General features: G+C 53.1%; 18 protein-coding genes. 11 read left to right on the top strand and 7 right to left on the bottom strand.

The window, feature by feature from the left end; genetic code table 11:
• Positions 1–304 precede the first annotated feature (304 nt).
• Positions 305–682, top strand: a complete 378-nt coding sequence (locus tag BMZ81_RS13945) for a hypothetical protein (protein WP_143072781.1) — start codon at positions 305–307, stop codon at positions 680–682.
• Here the strand turns inward: BMZ81_RS13945 and BMZ81_RS12105 are convergent.
• From BMZ81_RS12105 to BMZ81_RS12095, 3 genes are all read right to left on the bottom strand, one after another.
• On the bottom strand, positions 632–1,435 hold the full coding sequence (locus BMZ81_RS12105; protein ID WP_143072780.1) for a hypothetical protein: 804 nt from the start codon (positions 1,433–1,435) through the stop codon (positions 632–634). The genes BMZ81_RS13945 and BMZ81_RS12105 overlap by 51 nt on opposite strands.
• A gap of 89 nt (positions 1,436–1,524) precedes the next feature.
• Positions 1,525–2,088 carry a 50S ribosomal protein L25/general stress protein Ctc gene (locus BMZ81_RS12100; RefSeq protein WP_091132477.1) on the bottom strand — a complete coding sequence of 188 codons (564 nt, stop codon included), beginning with the start codon at positions 2,086–2,088 and terminating at the stop codon, positions 1,525–1,527.
• 534 nt (positions 2,089–2,622) lie between these two features.
• A complete protein-coding gene (locus BMZ81_RS12095) occupies positions 2,623–4,092 on the bottom strand; it encodes an amidohydrolase family protein (protein WP_091132474.1) in 1,470 nt (489 codons plus the stop codon).
• 237 nt (positions 4,093–4,329) lie between these two features.
• Here BMZ81_RS12095 and BMZ81_RS12090 point away from each other — a divergent pair, with 237 nt between their 5' ends.
• From BMZ81_RS12090 to BMZ81_RS14130, 10 genes are all read left to right on the top strand, one after another.
• Entirely contained in the window at positions 4,330–5,100 is a 771-nt protein-coding gene (locus BMZ81_RS12090; protein WP_091132472.1) for an MBL fold metallo-hydrolase, read from the top strand.
• Positions 5,101–5,337: 237 nt separating this feature from the next.
• Positions 5,338–5,895, top strand: a complete 558-nt coding sequence (locus BMZ81_RS12085; protein WP_091132470.1) for a nucleoside deaminase — start codon at positions 5,338–5,340, stop codon at positions 5,893–5,895.
• Between the two features lie 76 nt (positions 5,896–5,971).
• On the top strand, positions 5,972–7,000 hold the full coding sequence (locus BMZ81_RS12080; RefSeq protein ID WP_091132467.1) for a BMP family protein: 1,029 nt from the start codon (positions 5,972–5,974) through the stop codon (positions 6,998–7,000).
• Positions 7,001–7,108: 108 nt separating this feature from the next.
• The gene (locus BMZ81_RS12075) at positions 7,109–8,194 is read left to right on the top strand and encodes an ABC transporter permease (protein WP_091132465.1); all 1,086 of its coding nucleotides are present in this window, start codon (positions 7,109–7,111) and stop codon (positions 8,192–8,194) included.
• A 1-nt stretch (position 8,195) separates the two neighbouring features.
• Positions 8,196–9,110: an ABC transporter permease gene (locus tag BMZ81_RS12070; protein WP_091132462.1), complete on the top strand. Its 915-nt coding sequence runs from the start codon at positions 8,196–8,198 to the stop codon at positions 9,108–9,110.
• An 11-nt stretch (positions 9,111–9,121) separates the two neighbouring features.
• Entirely contained in the window at positions 9,122–10,672 is a 1,551-nt protein-coding gene (locus BMZ81_RS12065) for an ABC transporter ATP-binding protein (RefSeq protein ID WP_091132459.1), read from the top strand.
• Positions 10,666–11,694: an adenosine deaminase gene (gene add / locus BMZ81_RS12060; protein WP_091132457.1), complete on the top strand. Its 1,029-nt coding sequence runs from the start codon at positions 10,666–10,668 to the stop codon at positions 11,692–11,694. The genes BMZ81_RS12065 and add (BMZ81_RS12060) overlap by 7 nt, the downstream gene beginning before the upstream one ends.
• Positions 11,688–12,710, top strand: coding sequence for an adenosine deaminase (add, locus tag BMZ81_RS12055; RefSeq protein ID WP_091132454.1), 1,023 nt, complete (start codon positions 11,688–11,690; stop codon positions 12,708–12,710). The genes add (BMZ81_RS12060) and add (BMZ81_RS12055) overlap by 7 nt, the downstream gene beginning before the upstream one ends.
• 16 nt (positions 12,711–12,726) lie before the next feature.
• Complete coding sequence (locus tag BMZ81_RS12050) at positions 12,727–13,476, top strand: GntR family transcriptional regulator (RefSeq protein WP_177187308.1); 750 nt, start codon at positions 12,727–12,729, stop codon at positions 13,474–13,476.
• A 389-nt stretch (positions 13,477–13,865) separates the two neighbouring features.
• Positions 13,866–14,027, top strand: a complete 162-nt coding sequence (locus tag BMZ81_RS14130; protein ID WP_177187307.1) for a hypothetical protein — start codon at positions 13,866–13,868, stop codon at positions 14,025–14,027.
• A gap of 400 nt (positions 14,028–14,427) precedes the next feature.
• On the opposite strand, the gene BMZ81_RS12040 is transcribed toward BMZ81_RS14130, so the two are convergent.
• From BMZ81_RS12040 to BMZ81_RS12025, 4 genes are all read right to left on the bottom strand, one after another.
• On the bottom strand, positions 14,428–14,673 hold the full coding sequence (locus BMZ81_RS12040; protein WP_091132449.1) for an IreB family regulatory phosphoprotein: 246 nt from the start codon (positions 14,671–14,673) through the stop codon (positions 14,428–14,430).
• Positions 14,674–14,811: 138 nt separating this feature from the next.
• A complete protein-coding gene (gene pheT / locus BMZ81_RS12035; protein WP_091132447.1) occupies positions 14,812–17,505 on the bottom strand; it encodes a phenylalanine--tRNA ligase subunit beta in 2,694 nt (897 codons plus the stop codon).
• A gap of 20 nt (positions 17,506–17,525) precedes the next feature.
• Entirely contained in the window at positions 17,526–18,551 is a 1,026-nt protein-coding gene (gene pheS / locus BMZ81_RS12030; protein ID WP_091132445.1) for a phenylalanine--tRNA ligase subunit alpha, read from the bottom strand.
• A 408-nt stretch (positions 18,552–18,959) separates the two neighbouring features.
• Positions 18,960–20,486: a hypothetical protein gene (locus BMZ81_RS12025; protein WP_091132442.1), complete on the bottom strand. Its 1,527-nt coding sequence runs from the start codon at positions 20,484–20,486 to the stop codon at positions 18,960–18,962.
• Between the last annotated feature and the right edge of the window lie 8 nt (positions 20,487–20,494).

Here is a 20,494-nt window from a genome sequence, read left to right as displayed (position 1 = left end):
ATTGGTCCCAATTCTCTTGCCTTTGCCAACAATTCCACAAGAAATGCATCTATTATCCGAACGGCGATCTCCGCCATTTCATTCGTCACACTCGTATATATGCCTTCCGTAATATCATCCGACATACTATAGCCATCCATGCCTTTGTAACAAATGAGTCAACGCCTTTAGACCGTGCCCATGTAGACTTTTTTCGGGATTTTCAAGAAGTACACGGGAATGACGCCTTTACAGTATCGTGAAAGGGAATTTCCGCAGTAGAGACCGTCCAACGGAGAAAATCCCCTCAAACAGGATTACCTGATTGAAGGGAATTCTGCACCGCTGGGAGACAGGGAACATAAAAATAAGAACAGCGGAGCGGAATCCGTTTTATGGATTCCGCTCTGCTTTCGATAAAAGGGAAATCCGCGTGTCGACACCGGCACTTGGAGGGGAGAAACGGCTGGCTTTATTTGATAACCAATCTTCTGGGAGATTTGGCGATGGTTCCACTACTCCGGTCATGGATGCGGCACACTTACGCCGCCGGCAGCGGATGTATCCCATGCTGCGAAGATTCGCCAAGCCGGACGGCATGGCGTGGGAAAATCCATGTGGTTCGTTGCAGATCTCCGAAAAAATTTTGCAATCAGCTGCAGGGCTCCTCTTCCTGCTCTTTTCTGGGCGTCAGTCGATTTAGTCCACAAAAATATTGATAAAACTGTTCAACGGCGTCCTTTTCCTTCTTAGTATGGCAGAACTCCCGTATATCAAAGAGGATCTTTTCTGCAGTTCTATTGGAGAAATATTTCAGCTTCGTATGTCCCCATCTCTGCTTGGCAGGGTCCTCCGCAATATAAGGCCAGAACGCCAGCGTATTTTCCTGCCTCAGCGCGATACGGTATGCTGGGTGAGCATTTACCACACCATCGCAGCAATCGATCCCCCAAAAATCTTCCTCAACCATAAATGCGCCGATGATCCGGCGTTCTTGTTCCGGCGCTCCATCCTCCCGCCTGGTCAGCAGACACAGCGAGTTCGGCTTCAACCGGTTGGGGATCCGAGGCTCTCCCTTTGAATACCCGCTGAGATAATGCCCCGTGGATACTGACCATGTGGAAAACACCTCTTTTTCCTGCTCTGCCGGGATGTCCAACACCGCCTGCGAGTTAGGGGATATTTTCATCGTATGCAAAAGACGTCTTTTTTCCTGCGCCTGCTGTACAGCCTGCAGTTCCGCCTCTTTTTTTGCCGCCTGTGCATTCAGAAGGCGCTGGATTTTATTCTGCATGGCGCTGTTTTTTAGTGTCAAATGTCTGGCAAACGCATCTGGATAGAGGAACTTTTTATCCCCTGAGGGAAAGCAGACTGTCAGCATACGTTCGTCCCAGTCTGTTATAATGCCCTTTCCAAATGTTTCGTGTCGAATTGCTTGTCCAACCAGCTGCATCATGTACTCCTTTCGTTTGTGCAGAAGTTTCTTTCACGCTATGCGGCAGCATGGCGTTCCAGGACTTTTGGTATTTGTAATATCGTTAATGATCACTCCGCACTGTACGGGGAAATGCGCTTTTTGTCGCTGATCCGAAGGACCATGCTGTCCTTCTTGATCTGCAGTTCAATGCGGTCACTCTGAAATTCCGGGATATCGTTTACTGCTATCTCCATTCCTGCCGTAGCATCCCCCAGATCAACAAAGACCGTGTCGATCATGTCCTCTGGGAGCGAGGCAAACGGAACCTCGTAGATCATTTGCTCCAGGATTCCGGGGACCGCATCCGCATTCTTCAGGAAGATATGGGCAACACTGTTGATCTTTTGATCCGCTTTCAGCGCCTGGAATTGGATATGTTCGATTGTGCCATCCAAAGCATTTCTCGTCCGCTCCTTGATTTGTACGGGAAAGAGTTTGCCGTCCAGATCCAACTGGACACGGCTTCCCACCCGCTTTTCCCGGAACAACTGTGCGGCAGTCTGCTGTCTCATTTGGATGGAAATCGAATTTTTGAGTCCGCCGCCATAGACACAGCAGGGTACAATGCCAGCCCGCCGCAGCTGTCTGGCTGTTGCCTGCTCGTCGCGCTTTTCCACTTTGATCATGTTCATTGTGATCCTCCTTATGGTATGGTTTTATTTCTATATCGCACGATGCGTTGATAGACCCTAAACTATAAAAATGGCGCAGATGCTATTTTTATGACACATGGTCGCACCACAGAGTGGTCATAGAATTTTTATTGCAGAGAAATAAAAAAGAAGGGCTTATTATGTTCATACCTTACAGCAGGATCACAAAAGCCCTTCTTCAAAAGACGGTTCTTTCTGATTTAGTTTTGGCGGGGCAAGGGTATATAAAAAAGAAGAGCCTTCCATATGGCACCCTGACGGTGCAATACCAAAAGCCCTTCTTTACGACGGTTCTTTTTTGATTACGATAATTATAATAGCACAAATGAAGTGAAAAAGCAACTCCATTTAACAGGATGATGGCTATATACTGTATGGGAATCGCTTTGACTTACAATTCATTCATCAATTTCCATACGTGCCTTCTATCTCCGATGCCGATAGGACAAGCGACTTTTACAAAAGTGCTCGTCCGCCACGCCGCTGTTACCGCAGCTGGAAGAAAGCGGCGCTCTATTTAGAGAGAAGGGCTTCCAAATCCACATCGCTCTCGCAGAGGTAATCAGGATGAATTTGTCGGGCAAAATGTCCGCCGTCGGCTCGGCGCTTGGCCAGATCCGGCAGAAATTTTTCAAACCAATAATTTGCCTTTTCCATGGCCGCGGGCTCATCCGTGAGCAAAAACCGGCCGTCACGCCGGAGAAAACGCCCGTCTACCATTGTGTCACAGGTTTCCGTACCGGCACAGCCGCGGATAAACAGAAAGAACAAAATCTCAGGGCCATAGGCGATGGCAGAGGCGGCCATAGGCGCCAGATGCGTGGCCTGCGCCAAGTCAATGCTGATGAGATCCGCCCGCTTCCCCGGTTCCACAGATCCAATCATATCTTCCAGGCCGTAAGCCTTGGCACCGCCCAAAGTAGCAAGGTGGAAAGACTGGTGGGGGGCCAGTCCTTTTTTGGCCCTTGGCATAATGTTATGGACCAGCAGAGAGAGCTTCATAGAGGTCATGACGTCCAGGGAACCATAGTCACTGCCAACGCCCACATTCACGCCGGCATCCAGCATATAGGGAATGTACGCACAATTTCCGCAGTTGGTGCCGTTGATCTCCGGGTTGTGAATGACAGAGGCTCCGGTGGCAGCCAGGCGATCGATTTCTGATTCACGCAGCACGCTGCCGTGGAAAAATACACACCGTTCATTGATAAGGCCCTTGTTCAGATAATGAAGGAAAGCGCCTCCTTCAGAGGCGAATTGGCGGTCTGCCCGGTCCCTGGCATCGGAAAATTCCCAAAAGTGGGTGACATATTTGGTATCGTACTTCTGGGCCATGGCCATGCCCCGCAGCATGACCTCTTCCAGGGTATCCCACTGATCGTGAATGTGAACCGCAACGGACATGCCATGGGTGGGATCATGGTAATCCCGGATACAGCGCTCCGTTCGATCCAACATTTGTTTCCAGTTCAAATCGTCGTTTTCCAGTCGGAAGGAGGTGGCCATTTGGGGAGCCAGGATACCGCGGCAGCCAGCGTCCTGCATGGCGCGGAAGGCGGTATCCGGCAGGATGGTGCTGTTTTCAATGGTAGTGGCACCGTGCTTTATGGCATTGAGAGCGGACAAAAACGAGATGTCGTACAAGCACTCCTCCGTCATCCAGCCATAGGGATCGTGGATAGTGGTAAACATATGCTCTGCAATGTTGTCATAGTTGATTCCAAAAATTCTGGAGAGATTCATATGGGTATTGCACAGATGGTTGTGCCCATCCACAAGGCCCGGCATCACCAGCTTATGGGAACAGTCCACCACATCCCATGATGCAGCAGTCTCCCCATACTGCTTGACTAAGGCCTCATAAGGAGCCACTTTCAGAATTTTTTCGTGATCGACCAATACAGAGAGCCCGGAAGAGATATCAGCGGGATCAGCGGTGGCAAATAAAAATTTGCAGTCTTTCCAAACAACAGGATTTCCCATGGCAATTCTGTCTCCTTATCAAAAGTGGGGATATCAATGAAAGTTGCTTATATAAAAAGAGTAAGAAGGAAGGGGAAAAAAAGCAATGGAACATGGAGAGGTCGGACAGCTTTTTTCTTGAGAAATCTTGTATTTTTTTTACAAATGCCATATTTTTTTTCAAAAGCAAGGGCGCTTGATTATCGGCTGCGGTAGTCTGGCGCCTTTCTTATTCCAAAATTTTCAGGAGGGGATTGCTTGCTGCATCAAATCAATGAACATATTTGGTTTCTGGAGGCAGACTACCGCTCTGACCGACCGGCTTTGGGGTATATCCGAGGCGAACGAATGGCCTTTGCGGTGGATGCAGGCGCCTCACGGGCGCATGTGGAGCTGTTTTATAAGGAGCTCCAGATGCGGGGCCTTCCACTGCCTGCATTCACAGGAATCTCCCATTATCATTGGGATCACAGCTACGGCGCGGCATTTGTACACGGCGTGACACTGGCCTCGGACCGCTGTGCAGATCAGCTGAGGAGGGAGGCGGAATGGCACTGGACACCGGAGGAGATGGCCAATCGGCTGAAAGCAGGACAGGATATCCTCTTTGGCTATCACAGCAAGCTGGCGGAATACCCCGATCCATCTGTAATTCGTGTGACGGCGCCGGACATTGCGCTGGAGGGAAGCGCAGAATTTGATCTGGGCGGCGTCAGTGTGCAGGTGATTGACTGCGGCGGCCCTCACAGCGATGATCACCTCATCTTCTTCATACCGGAAGAGCGGTTTCTATTCTTGGGTGATGCTTCCGGCAAAGAGCTGTTTACATTGAAATGGGATTATGATCCGAGGCATCCTGAACAGTTGCAGGATATTTTGGCAGGACTCCCCTTTAACCAGGCAAAGCTGAGACCATTTGTGGACAGGTTGGAAAAATTGGACTTTGACCACTGCTTGTTTGCCCATGCGGACAGAATCTGGAGCAGGGAGGAACTGCTTGGGGACCTCCGCTCTCATTTGATTTCATAAGAATACCACTTTTGTATGCTCTTTTATAATTTTTGGGATTTTTACAAAAGACAACATTTAAGCATTATGCTCAAGGGATGAATTCAGCAATCTGCTACTTTTATGAGGTATTTTAAGAATTTGAAAAAAGCTGTCCGACCTCTTTGGTTTGCCTTGCGCTTACCCCCTGCTGCCTGATACACTTGCCCTAAAGAAAAAGGTCATACCACCTAAAAATGTCAAGAAAGGAACATTGCTATGAGTAAAGAGACGCTGTCCATTACGTATGAGGCTGGACATGAAGTGAAGCTGGAAGAACTGCCGGAGCGGGAGGTTCAACTCCTGCGCCGGGTCATCGAGATCTGCCGGGAGGCTAAGGAGGCTGGCAACTATCCCTTTGGCTGCCTGCTGGCCGATAAGGACGGCAACATTCTGATGGAGCAGGGGAACTGCGAAAATGAGCACAAGGGCGACTGCACCGGCCACGCCGAGACGGAGCTGATGCGCCGTGCTTCCCAGAAGTACACCAAGGAGGAAATGTGGGATCTGACCATGTATAACTGCGGAGAGCCCTGCGCCATGTGCTCCGGTGCCATCTATTGGGGCAACCTGGGTCGTTTGGTCTATATTGGCCGTGAGTCTACGCTGAAAGAATATACCGGTGACGATATCCGCAATCCTACACTGGCACTGCCTTGCCGGGCGGTGTTCGCCTGCGGGCAAAAGCCGGAGATGGAGATTATCGGGCCTGTTCCGGAACTGGAGGATGAGCTGATGGAACTGCATAAAGGATTTTGGCATCCCTCTGAAAACTGAGGAAGCGGCCCAAGCGATAAAGTTCGTCTGCACACATCCATTCATATAAATTTTTTAAGAAGGCGAGGAAAATTTGATGAAAAAGTTTTTAACAATCTTGCTGGCCATGGCAATGGCCCTTTCTCTGGCATCCTGCGGTTCCCAGTCTGGTAACGCCAGCGATACTGGAAGCGGCGCATCTGGCGGCACCGAAAATGGGGAAGCTTCCGATCCCGTCCGCGTTGCCTGCATTCTGTCCGGACCCATCAGTGATATGAGCTGGAACTACACCGCGCACCAGGGACTCTTGAAGATTGAGTCCATGGGCGCTGAGATTGCCTATCAGGAGAATGTGGAGAACTCCGCACTGCCTGACTGCATCAACACCTATGCTGCCGACGGCTATGATATCATCATCCTCAGCACCAACTCTTATGAGGAAGCCGCGATGAGCATCGTGTCCGATTATCCCGATACCCAGTTCATCATCATCAACGGCGGAACCACTCAGGACAATGTTACCAGCTATGCCATTGCCGATGAAGATCAGGGCTTTATGCAGGGGGCTATTTGCACGATTCTCAGTGCAAACCAGAAGGTGGGCTTTGTGGGCGCTATGGAGATCACGCCCATCCTCAACGGCCGTGCCGGCTTTGAGCAGGGGGCAAAATACATCAATCCCGATGTGGAGATCAACGCTGTTATGACCGGCAGCTTTACCGATGTGGCTGCCGCAAAGGAAACCTCCAAGGCAATGATCGATGCCGGTGTGGATGCCATCGCCCCCATGTGCGACAATGCAGCCCTGGGTGTGGACGAGGCTGCGGAAGAGGGCGGTATCATTGCCGTTGCCTCAGGAGAAGGCCAGGAGAGCGTTGCTCCCAACGCTGTGGTCTGTGCGGTGGTCAAGGACACCTCTCTGGTCTATGAGCGGGCATTCCAGGATTATCTGGACGGCAAGCTGACCGGCGACACTGGTGTGGTAAAGCTGGGCGCAAAGGATGGCGTGGTGTACTTGTCCGACTGGTATGATGCCGCCGCCAACATCAGCGACGAAGCAAAGGCGCAGATCACCGCTGCTTATGAAGCGCTGGCCTCCGGCGAAGTTTCCATCACGCTGGGCTGAATCCAATAAAATGGGGGAGGAGCACAGCGCACGAAGCTTTCGCTGTGCTCCTCTCTTCATTCACGGAGAAAGGAAAACCGCGCATCTGCTGCGCGGAAAGGAGGTTCCATGGAACATAAACTTACAGGGGCGAAGCTGGGGAGACTGGTCGACAAGATCTATTTTCCCCTTGCATCTATCTTGGCCTCATTTCTTATCGCCGGCGCAGTGTTCGCACTGATGGGCTTTGACCCAGTTGCGGCTTTCGGCGGCCTGCTCAGCGGTTCCCTTGGCAATCTGAACGCCTGGGGTGAGACACTGAACAAGGCAACGCCGGTGATTTTGACCGGTCTCAGCTATGCCATTGCAAAGCGCTGCGGCGTGGTAAACCTGGGTGCGGAAGGCCAGGTCTATATCGGCGCCCTGTGTGCAGTTCTGGCGGGCACAGAGCTAAACCTCCCAGCGCCCATTCACATTCCGGTGACGCTGCTGGCTGCATTTGTGGGCGGAGCTCTGTTTGGAACGCTGCCGGCCATCATGAAAAACCGCTTTGGCGCAAGCGAACTGATCACTACAATCATGTTCAACTATGTGGCGCTGTACTTTGTACATTACATGATTGCAGGACCGATTAAGGACATGGAAAGCGGCAGCAACTTTGCACAATCCAAACAAATGCTGGAGACGGCACAATTTCCCAGGCTTTTAGCGGGGACCCGGCTCCATGCGGGCATTATCGTGGCGCTTCTAGCCCTCCTGTTCTATCAGTTCTTCCTATTCCACACTACCCGGGGTTATGAGATGCGCGTTATCGGACTGAACAGCACAGCAGGACGATGCGCCGGCATGAATGTCAAGAGCAATACGCTGCTGTCCATGTTCCTGGCCGGCGGCTTTGCTGGACTTGGCGGCGCCTGTGAGTTGATGGGCGTCCAATTCCGCATTATGGAAAACGCCTTCAACGGTTTTGGCTTTGACGGCGTGGCGGTGGCGCTGCTGGGAGGAAATGCCTCCGGAGGCATTGTGCTCTCCGGGTTGCTGTTCGGTGCACTGAAAAGCGGCGCAAATAAGATGCAGATGAAGAGCGGCGTTCCAACAGCCACCATTTATATGCTTCAGGGATTGATCATTGTCTTTGTGGTGGGCAAAAAAATGTTTGACTACCATCGCCTTCGCAAGGCGGATTCAAAGCATCCGGCAAAGGAGGCGGCATAAGATGGAAGATATCGCAAGTTTTCTCTCCTCGCTGATTCGGATGTCTACGCCGCTGCTGATCGCGGGCTTGGGTCTGGTGTTCAGCGCCAATGCGGGCATCGTGAATATCGGAACAGAGGGATTTATGCTGCTGGGGGCTTTGATGGGCTGTGCGGGATCCTATTGGACAGGATCGGCCTTTGCAGGTGCAGTCATCGCCATGGTTGCGACTATGGTATTTTCGGCGGTGTTTGCTTTTTTCACACTGAATATGCAAGCGGATCAAACGGTGGTTGGTGCTGCTGTTAATATTTTTGCCAGCGGACTGACCATTACCCTGAACCGGATTGTCTTTGATACCACCAATGGCGTTCCGGTGATTGAGACCTTTAACGCCATGCCGATTCCCGGACTGAGCAGTATCCCTGTGGTTGGAGTGCTGTTCAATCAGTCCCTTGTCTGTTATCTGGCATTTCTGGCGGTGCCGGTGGTATGGTATATCATGAAAAAAACCCACATCGGACTGGAGGTCCGCTCTGTGGGAGAAAACCCACGGGCCAGTGATACCTTGGGTATCAACATCCTGGCCACACGGTGGTGGACCATCCTCCTCTCCGGACTGCTCTCCGGCCTGGCAGGCGCCTATATGTCTATGGGGCAGCTGAGCTTTTTTACAGAAGGCATGGTTTCCGGCAAAGGCTTTATGGCGCTTGCTGTGGTGGTTTTGGGCTGCTATTCTCCCGTGGGTGTGATGGGGGCATCCTTGATTTTTGGCGCAGGCATGGCGCTTCAGTACCGTCTGCAGGCTGCGAATACCGGGATTCCCTATCAAATTATCACGATGCTGCCCTATGTGATTACCTTGGTGGCAGTGTGCGGATTCATCCGTAAGTCCCGGGCGCCCGCCGCAACGGCGGTGGCCTACACAAAAGAGTAAGGAGGCGCGGAATGGCATACTTGGAATTGAAACATGTTACGAAGCGCTTCGGTGATCTGGTGGCCAACGACGATGTGAGCCTTACCGTAGAAAAGGGACATATTCACGCGCTGCTGGGAGAGAACGGTGCCGGAAAGTCTACCTTGATGAACATCCTTTATGGCCTGTATACCCCCACGGCAGGAGAGATCTGGCTGAATGGAAAAAAGCTGGACATCCGGGATCCCAAGCAGGCGATTGCCGCCGGAATCGGGATGGTGCACCAGCACTTTATGCTGATTCCCGCCTTGACAGTGATTGAAAATGTCATGCTGGGATATAAGGAGATCAGCCATTTCCGGCTGAATCTGAATCAGGCGGCACAACGATTCACCGCGCTGGCAGAGAAATTCAACATGCCCATCTCACCCTGGGAAAAGGTGGAGAATCTGACCATTGGCCAGCAGCAGAGGCTGGAAATTTTAAAGGCACTGTTCCGGAATTCCAAGCTGCTGATTTTGGACGAGCCCACCGCTGTGCTGACGCCCCAGGAGACTGATACACTGTTCACTCTGCTCCACCAGCTCACTGATGAAGGCCTGACTATTATTTTTATCACCCACAAGCTGGGAGAGGTCATGGACATCTGTGACCAATGCACCGTCCTGCGGCAGGGGAGAGTGGCGGCCGCCAATCTGCCCATCTCCGAAATTCACAGCCATGAACAACTGGCAGAGCTGATGGTGGGAAAATCCATTGATCTTGTGACACACAAGGCACCGGCACATCCCGGCGATACCGTGTTGGAGGTACGGGATCTGCACTATACTGACCGGGAGAAAGTCTCCCGTCTGAATGGCCTCAGCTTTCAGGTCCGCGCCGGAGAAATTGTGGGAGTGGCAGGCGTGGACGGAAACGGGCAGTCCGAGTTGGTCCGCTGCATCCTGGGTCTTTTGCAGCCGGAGAGCGGAGCTGTCTATGTTGAAAACGCGGATGTTACCGGCAAGCATCCGAAGGAAATTTTGGCACATGGCGTGGCGCACATTCCGGAAGACCGTTATAAGATGGCCATGATCAAGGAAATGAGTGTCAATGAGAATCTAATTCTGATGAGCTACGACAAAGAGCCATATGCCACGCATGGCGTGCTGCACTGGAAGGAAATTACCAGACGGAATGAGGAACTATGCAAAAAGTACGAAGTGAAGACACCCAGCGTGGCTGAACAGGCGGGCCGTCTTTCCGGCGGCAACCAACAGAAATTTGTTGTGGGGCGGGAACTGGATCGGGCGGCAAAACTCATCATCGCCGTTTATCCGGATCGCGGACTGGATATCGGTACCACGAAGTACATCCAGTCCCGGCTGGTGGAGGAGCGGGATCGCGGCGCGGCGGTCTTACTGCTGTCCACGGAGCTGGATGAGATTTTGGAACTGTCCGATACAATTATGGTGCTGTACAAGGGGCGCATCATGGCACAGATTCCACAGAAGGAAGCACAGAGAGAGACCATCGGCCTTTTGATGGCTGGTGTACAAGTCAGCGGATCTGCCGCTGTGACAGAAGGAGGAACTGTATGTTGACAAAACGAATGGAACAACTGATCCGGGAGATGCCCAAGGGAGAAAACCACATTCACATTGAAGGCTCCATTCCTGCTCGAACTGCCCTGCGGCTGGCCAAGCGAAACAGTGTGGCTCTGCCTTTTGACTCCGAGGCTGGCATGAAGGATTTCATTGCAAAAAATGTGGTGGATCTGAACTCTTTTATGAAAAGCGACCGTCTGATCAATTCCGTCTGCCTCCATGAGGAGGATTACTACGATGTGGTTTATGATCTGGGTGAAGATGCCAAACGACAGAATATCGTCTATCAGGAGCTTCACTTGGACTACCCGCTGAATGAGGAGCGGGGAATTCCCATGGATGTGGTGATGCGGGGCTATGAGGCGGGCCGGAAAGCGGTTTTGAAGGACTTTGGCGTGGAGATTGTCTTTATCGCCGGCATCGACCGCACACTTCCGCCGGATCAGTGTACTGCATTTGTAAAGAATTTGGAGCCGTATCTGGATATGGTTGACGGTGTTGGCATGGACTGCGAGGAAAAGGGCTATCCCTGCATCCTGCATAAGGAGGCCTATGAAATTGCGGGGAAGATGGGGCTGTTCAAAACCGCCCATGCCGGTGAGGACGATGGCTGCCAGAACATCTGGGATGCACTGAATGTCTTGGGGTGCCAGCGTATCGACCATGGTGTTCGTGCCATTGATGATCCGGTGCTGGTGCGGGAGCTGGCGGATCGGAAGACTCTGCTTGCCATGTGCACCCGGTCCAATGCCATGACTCGCCTGTTCCCCACACCGGCGGATCACTCCATCAAGCCGCTGATGGCGCAGGGTGTTATTTGCTCCATCAGTTCCGATGATCCACCTTATGTGGGCGATCTGCTCTGGGAGTACCAGGGTGTTGTGGAAAACCTGGGCTTTGATGAAGACACCTTGATTACCCTGGCCCGAAACTCTTTGGAGTATTCTATCAAGGGTCAGCACCACCTGCCTGCTTTTGATGAATGGGTGAAGCAGTGGAAGGAGGCTCATCCATGCTGACAGAGCGGATGGAACGGTTGATCCGGGAGATGCCCAAGGGAGAAAATCACATCCACATCGAAGGATCCATTCCAACCCGCACAGCCTTGCGGCTGGCAAAGCGCAACAAAATTGTCTTGCCTTTTGACACGGAAACGGGTATGCTGGACTACATCCATACCCATTGTGGCAATTTGGACATGTTTATGGTCTGTGATCGTCTGATCAATTCTGTCTGCCTCCATGAGGAGGATTACTACGACGTGGTTTATGATCTGGGCGAGGATGCCAAACGACAGAATATTATCTACCAGGAGCTTCACTTGGACTACCCGCTGAATGAGGAGCGGGGGATTCCCATGGATGTGGTGATGCGGGGCTATGAGGCGGGCCGAAAGGCGGTGCTGAAAGACTTTGGGGTGGAACTGGTCTTTATCGCAGGCATTGACCGCAGCCAGCCACCGGAGAAATGCACGGCATTTGTAAAGAACCTGGAGCCGTATCTGGACATGGTGGACGGCATCGGAATGGACTGTGAGGAGATTAGCTATCCCTGCATCCTGCACAAGGAGGCCTATGAGATTGCCGGGAAGATGGGGCTGTTTAAAACTGCCCACGCCGGAGAGGAAGGGGATTGCCGAAACATCTGGGATGCACTGAATGTCTTGGGGTGCCAGCGTATCGACCACGGTGTTCGTGCCATTGACGATCCGGCGTTGGTGCGGGAGCTGGCGGATCGGAAGATTTTACTTGCCATGTGCACCCGTTCCAACCGCCGCCTGTTCCCCACACCGGCAGATCACGCCATCAAGCCGCTGATGGCGCAGGGCGTCATTTGCTCAGTCAGTTCGGACGATCCACCTTATGTGGGCGACTTGCTGTGGGAATATCAGGGACTTGTAGAGGATCTGGGCTTTGATGAGGACACCCTGATCACCCTGGCCCGCAACTCTCTGGAATATTCCATCAAGGGCCAGCATCATCTGCCCGCCTTTGATGAATGGGTGCGGAACTGGAAGAGCCAAAGCACTGATTGAGAAAAAGGAGCAGTCCATGGATCAGAGAGAACAGAGTCTCCAGGAGCGGGTTCGTCAGCAAATTATGGAGCTGATCCACCGCATGGATTTCGAATACAGTACCCGTCTGCTGTCTGAAAATCAGTTGGCGGCAAAGTTCCAGGTGAGCAGAAGCACGATTCGCGCAGTTCTCATGGAATTGGAAACTGAGGGAAAAATCATTCGCCGCCATGGCAGTGGAACATATGTCAATCCGCCTGCGCTGGATGTGGAGACCACCATTTACCCAAGAGTCAATATGTACGATCTGATCCGGAAAAACGGTTATGAGCCCTCTTTAAAAATTTTGTCTGTTCGGGATGGCCCTGCGGGTGAACGGGCACAAAAGCTGAATTTGTTTCCATTTGACTGGATTACGGAGATCCATTCTATTTACCAGGCGGACGGGCATCCGTGCATGTACTGTATTGACTGTGTGGATGCAAAACGCTTTACAGATATGGACTGGAAAAAGCACGAGGACTATCCAGGGTCTATCTATGATTTTATTCGCCAGTCCGTGGGAGTTGATATCACTTGGGATATTATCAATATCCAGGCTGCCCACAGTGGACAGATTCCGGCCTTACAGGAGTGTTTTTCTGTTCCAAAGGGGGAGAACAAGCCGGTTGTTCGCCTGGAGATCACCAATTTTGACAACCGGAACCAGCCGTCGCTCCTAGGGAATATTTATATCGATACAGATTTGATCCGACTCAATATCGTGCGGGATTTGACAAAACTGTGATAAGACTGCTGCGGAAAAACACATAAAATGAACTGCTCCCGGAGCCTGAAAGGCTCCGGGAGCAGTTTGCTGAAAAGGAGTTCTTGTCTCCCAAAATAGAAAATAATTTTCATATTCAGTTTTGCGTCAATTTGCATACAATCCTCCATTGTAATCGCCTCGTCTGTATCGACACGCTGAAAGGAGATTTGCAATTCTTCTAACGCCTGATAGGTTTTCTCTTGAAGCGGTGTTTTGAATTCTTTTGGTGAATCCGGAAAAACGTTGCTTACAAAAAACATGAAAAAATTTGGGAGATGATGGAAACGCTTAAGCATTGAACGATGCGGTTAATTGTGCTATATTGAATCGAATAGAAGGACGAATCGGACTTTACAACGGAGAAGATTATGAAAAAAATAGCTTTGGGTTTAAGCATAATATTTACAATTCTAACATTTGCTGGTGCAGGATATATATTATTTAATCATGGACAATTAAATGCTGGATATGCCTGTGTTCCTATGGTTTTAGGATTGGCTTCTATTTTGGCTTACCGAAAATGTAAGTAACAAACAATAATGGTTTATTGGGCAGTCTCATTTAGGGACTGCCCAATTTTCATACCAAAATGAATGTTGATACATTAGAATAGTCTAATTGCACTTCAGGATTACAAAAGGGAATTGGGAGATAAATAATGCTGCGCCCCCCCCTTGGTTTATCTGCATTTTCTCATGTCTTCATAAAAAGGCGTAAAAGCCTATAAAGCCGAATTTTCAAGTTAAGCAATCAAAGATAGTGTTTTACGCTATTTTATGATATATGACAGAACTGCGGTTGTGCCTGAGATTCAGCCACGCCACAGGGCGCTGGGGTTGTGTGGCAATAAAAAATCCCGCAGATCCAAAAGCAAACCATTTAGGTGCGCTTTTGGCTCTGCGGGATGATTTTATAAAACACCGGAGTCCATTACTGGCCAAGGTACTTGCGAACCAGAACCTGCAGCAACTCGTCCCGATCTACTTTGCGGATCAGAGTGCGGGCATTGTTGTGATTGGTGATATAGGTGGGATCTTCGGAGAGAATATACCCCACGATCTGGTTAATGGGGTTATAGCCCTTTTCCTCCAATGCCTGATAGACGGTGGTCAGGATCTGTCGGATCTCCGCGTCCTTTTCCATCGCAATATTGAACTTCCGGGTAAAATCGTCCATACAGACACCACCTTTCCTCGACTGGAACGATTCAACGAATGATATAAAAATAGTATACTCGCTTTTTGAAAAAGTGTAAAGCGTTTTCAAAAAGATTTTCGGGTCCCGCCGGGAGGCAGGACCCGATAAAATAAATGCTTACCGCAGAACAGCGCTCAATTCGGATTTCAGAAGATCCAGAATGCTCCTGATGTCGGCATCCGCTTCCTCTGCAGTGAGATTTCGTTCGTCAGAACGGAGCGTCAGGTTGAAAGCAACGCTCTTTTTTCCTGCGGGAATGCCGGTGCCGGTGTAGATGTCAAACAGCGCCACATCCTTGAGAAGGCCCTTGGCACCCCGCCGGATGCAGTCCTCCAAAGCTCCCACGGTAACGGCCTTATCGCATACCACGGCGATGTCCCGGGTGACGGCGGGGAACTTGGGCAGGGGCTGATAAATGGCCTTGCCGCCGATACTGGCATACAGGGCATCGAAGGCGAGCTCCGCGGCATACAGCTCGCAGTCCACACCGTAATTCTCCGCCACATGGGGATGCACCTGCCCAAGAACGCCAAGCAGCTTGCCCCCGCACAAAATTTTGGCGCAGCGGCCGGGGTGATAAGAGGGATTCTCACGCTCTGCAGCATAGGTGACGCCGGTAATCCGCATCCCGTCCAACAGTGTCTCCACAGCGCCCTTCAGGGCAAAGAAGTCCATCTCAGGACCGTAGGCGCCAAGGGAGAGCACTTTGGGCTCATCCGCCATGCCGGTGCCGTCGTTTTTGGCGAAATAGGTGCGGCCCAGTTCGTAGAGCCTGGCGGACTTGTTGCGGAAGCTGTAGTTCCGGGCCAGAATTTCCAGCATGGAGGGCAGGGTGGTGGTCCGCATAATGGAAGTATCCTCCCCCAGAGGATTTAAAATCCGCATGGAATTGCGCAGGGGGGAATCCGCGGGCAGATCGATTTTATCATAATAGGTGGGGCTGATGAAGGAGTAGGTGATGATCTCGCTGTATCCGGCGGTGCGGCACAGGGCGCCCAGACTGTTTTCCACTTGCTGCACAGGGGACCAGCCCCGGCGGGGATTCATGCCGGAGGAGAGTGTATCCGGAATTTTATTATAGCCATGGAATCGGGCAACTTCCTCGGCGATGTCGGACCAGTGCTCCACGTCACTCCGCCAGGAGGGAACCAAAATGGTATTCCCATCCAGGCCAAAGCCAAGGGAGAGGAGAATGCTCCGCATTTCCTCCTCCGGTACGCTGATCCCCAGGAAGGCGTTGATCTTCGCGGGCGTCAGTTCCACGGTGACGGGAGCTGCGTCTTTGGCGATGACGTCCATAACGCCATCCACCACCTCGCCGGCGCCAAGCAGTTCCACCAGCTCGCAGGCACGCTGAACGGCCTTCATGGTGTTCATGGGATCCAGACCCTTTTCATAGCGGGCCGAGGCCTCCGTGCGCATATTCAGGGCCGTGGCAGTGCGGCGGATGGAGGCGCCGTTGAAGTTGGCGGATTCAAAGAGAACCATGGCGGTATCGCCGATAATCTCGCTGTTGGCACCGCCCATGACACCGGCGACGCACACGGGCTTGTTCTCATCGCAGATGCACAGCATATTGGGTGTCAGAGCGTGCTCCTTGCCGTCCAGGGTCTGGATGCTCTCTCCGGCCCGGGCGGTGCGGACGATGATGTGGCCGCCCTCCACGCATGAGAAGTCAAAGGCGTGCATGGGCTGGCCGTATTCCAGCATGACATAGTTGGTGATGTCCACGATGTTGTTGATGGGGCGGACACCGGAGTTCCGCAGCCTCTCCCGCATCCAGGCGGGAGAGGGCTGGATTTTCACGTTTTTCACCAGGCGCGCGGTGTACCGGGGGCACAGGTCGCCGTCTTCAATGTCGATATCCACCAGTTCAGCGATACTGCCGCCGCAGCCTTTGATCGCAGGTGTGTGAAGATTCAGCGGTATGCCGAAGGTGGCACTGGCCTCGCGGGCCAAGCCGATGACGCTGAGACAGTCGGGGCGGTTGGGGGTGATCTCGAACTCCATCACGTGGTCGTCTGCGCCGATGACGGAGGCGATGTCGTCGCCGGGCTTCACGCCGTCTTCACGGAGAACCCAGATACCGTCAGAGATACAGTGCGGGAACTCCTTCTGGTCGGCGTGGAGGTCGGCCGGGGTGCAGATGGTGTCGCTCTTGGTGTCATAAGCGACCAAATCTCCCACATGGATGTTCTGGCACCGGGTGTCGGGCACGACGGTGGAGCCGCCCAGATCAAGGCAGGTGTGATAGCTGCCGTCGGGCTGCGGCTCGCACTCCAGCACCTTTCCAGCCACCACGGGGCCGTAAATCTTGTGGCCGGGCTGGATGTCCGCGGGGATGGAAGGTTTGCTCGGCTCCAGGGGATGATAGTCATTCAGCAGCGCGGCGGGGGTGATCACGGCGTAGGGATAGTCGTGGTCGGCAGTGAGGTTCAGCTCCTTCAAAGAACAGAGCATGCCGTTGGACACCACGCCCCGAAGCTTTCCTTTTTCAATTTTGACGCCGCCGGGCAGCAGGGACTGATGCTTGGCGACGGGAACCAGATCGCCCACATGGATATTCCATGCGCCGGTGACAATCTGGATGGGCTCCGCTTCGCCAATGTCCAGCTGGCAGATCCACATGTGGTCGGAGTCCGGGTGCTTTTCCATGGAGATGATGCGTCCCGCCACCACGTTTTTCAGAGAGTCATTCAAAACAACGGTGGTCTCCACCTTGGAGCCGGAGAGCGTCATCGCTTCACAGAAGTCGTGATCGTTTGCATCCACCTGGACGAATTCATTCAGCCATTTCCGAGAGAGTAACATGTTGTATTGCTCTCCTTTCTTTAAAATTGAGACAAGAACCGGATGTCGTTTTCAAAGATCAGCCGCAGATCGCTGATCTTGAACTGGCCCATGGCCAGGCGCTCCAGCCCCATGCCGAAGGCAAAGCCTGAGTACTCCTCCGGATCAATGCCGCAGTTGCGCAGAACCTTGGGGTGGACCATACCGGCGCCCAGAACCTCAATCCAGCCCTCACCCTTACAGGTAGGGCAGCCCACACCGCCGCACTTGTGGCATTGGATGTCCACCTCACAGGAGGGCTCGGTGAAGGGGAAGTGGTGGGGACGGAAGCGGGTGACGGTATTGGGGCCGTAGATCTCGCGGATGACGGCATTCAGCGTGCCCTTCAGATCCGCCATGGTAATGCCCTTGTCCACCACCAGTCCCTCGATTTGATGGAACATGGGGGAGTGGGTGGCATCCACCTCGTCCTTGCGGTAAACCCGGCCGGGGGAGATCATACGGATGGGCACCCCATAGGTCTCCATGGCCCGGATCTGCATGGGAGAGGTTTGCGTCCGCAGCAGTGTTTTAGACTCCTCATCCAGATAGAACGTATCGGACCACTCCCGGGCCGGATGGTCATCCGGGGTGTTCAGTTTTGTAAAGTTGTAATCCGCCTGCTCGATCTCGGGCCCATCCATGATCTCAAAGCCCATATTCAAAAAGATTTCCTTGATCTCGTCCAGAACGGTGTACATGGGATGCTTGTGGCCTACCTCCTGGTGTTTGCCGGGGATGGTCACATCCACGGTCTCGGCCTCCAGCTTGGCCTCCAGGGCTTTTTGCGCCAGAATGGCGGACTGAGACTCAATGGCGGTCTCCACCGCAGCGCGGACGTCGTTGGCCATCTGGCCCATGACGGGGCGCAGCTCCGCGGAGAGGGAACCCATTTGCTTCAACACAGCGGTGAGCTCGCCCTTCTTGCCCAGGTACTTGACACGAAGAGCTTCCAGATCGGCAGCGGCTTTTGTGCCGGCGATGGAGTCCAGTGCGGCGCTGCGGATGGCTTCCAGTTGTTCTTTCATATACATGTAACTCCTTTACTTGGATGTGATTGACGGATTGCGCGATGGGGGCGTACAGCGTGCAGGCAAAACCGAAGTTGCCGATTCCGGGCAAAACAAAAAGCCCTCCGTCCCTGATTGGGACGAAAGGCCATTCCTTCCGCGGTACCACCCAAATTCACGCCTTTTGCGGGGCGCGCACTTGAAGCCCCTGTAACGGTGGGCGTCCGGCCGTGTCTCCACGGCGGCTCCCGGGCGAACCAAACCGGGCGTCCGCAGGTCGGCTTGCAGCCGGTGACCGACCCTCTCTTACGCGGCGTTTCACGGTTATTTTCCCGTTCATCGCTGATAACAACTCATACTTATATCATAAAAAAAATGAAAAAGCAAGCCCCAATCCGCTGAAAAACAGCGGATTGGGGGAGAACATCAGTCACCCAGCAGGCGGCCGTCCATTAAATCCTCTATCTCAATTTCCACCACCACACCGTTCTTGATGAAAAAGGCAATATGCTTGCAGAAGGCCCACCCGCCCGGCTCATAGATCAGGGCATAGTCGGCTCCCATCTCCCACTCGCCCACAGCGCCCATCACCACCGCGTCGGGATAGGCGGCCTGGACATCTTCCGCGGTATCGCCAACTTCGATGCCGGCGTCGGTGGGGACGCCGGGCTGGGTGGCCGTCATCCGGAAGATGTAAGCGGAATCCGTTTCATCTGGAAGCATGAAATAGTCCACAGACATGCCCCGACAGGAAAAGGAATATCCAATTTCTCCATTGTCTCCCCTCCCGGCGGGCTGGGGCGTTTCCGGAAAGTCCGTATATCCCCAAGGATAAGCGCCCTCCATCTGCCCCAAACACAGCATTCCGGAACCTGCGCCGACATAGAAGGAGAACTGGCTGCTGGCAAAGACGCGCTGGTCTTCGGCAGCCGTTTCATAGGCTGTCTGAATTTTATCCAGCACCGCCTGCTCCCCGGCGGCCTCCGGCCGGCAGTTGTCCAGGACTGAGAGAAATTCCATCTGTTCGTCGAAATAGAGCCAGTTGGCGGCGGCATAGCCCGGCCCGGCCACGATGCCGTCGATATGGGGATAGATGTTTTTGTAAGGCGCGCCGTCCAGCAGGGCCAGGACCTTTAAAATGTCCTCCGGCCGTTCCAAAAAGCGGTGGAGCAGCAGATCACTGGGAGCCTCCGCATAGCCACCGTCGGCGTGGATCAGGTAGCATGCCAACTGCCAGTCGGAGTAGTCCTGATAGGACAGCGTTCCAGAGAACGCCTGTTCATAATCGAAGGTGAACACTGTGTCGGCGTCCAGGTCCAGACCGTCACTGGGGCAGAAGTTGGTGAAGCGCCAGCCCTCCGGCGTTTGTTCGTAATCCAGCACGGTTTTGGAATAGCCAGTGGTGGCCACCGGGGTGAGGGTGGTATCGGTTGTGCCGGGGATGGGCGTCTGCACGGAATCCTCGAAATCAGCCCAGAAGGTAATGGTCACCGTCCAGTGGTTCCCGTCCACCTGTTCCGCCGCCGCGGTTTTATCCAGAAAATAGAGATTGCCGCCCCGGGCACCGTCGATGCTGTAGAGCCTGCCGTTGATGTCCCGGTAGTTTATGGTGTTGTTCAGAAGGGAATCCGCCAGCGCCGGGGAGAAACAGGCCCGGACACGGGTCTCCAGATCGGCGTAGGTTTTCAGCACGTTGTCCTCCACGGGATAGTAGGGGAAGCCGTCGTTGTTCGGGTCATAGGGTGTCCCGTCCTCTTCCAGAGGTTCGCCGCCAGCGATGGGAAGGGAGCAGAGATCAAACCAGTCGTAGACTTCCGCCGCCTGATCGTAGGCCGCCAACACCTCCGCTTCCGTGGGCTGCGGATCCTGCATCTGGGCAGGGGCTTGGCCGCAGCCGGACAGCAGTGCCAAAACCAGCGCGGAAATGAAAAGGAACATCATCTGTCTTCTCATAGAAACCT

Source organism: Oscillibacter sp. PC13, from assembly GCF_900115635.1.
Classification (GTDB): domain Bacteria; phylum Bacillota; class Clostridia; order Oscillospirales; family Oscillospiraceae; genus Oscillibacter.
This window is presented reverse-complemented; position numbering and strand designations above follow the sequence as displayed.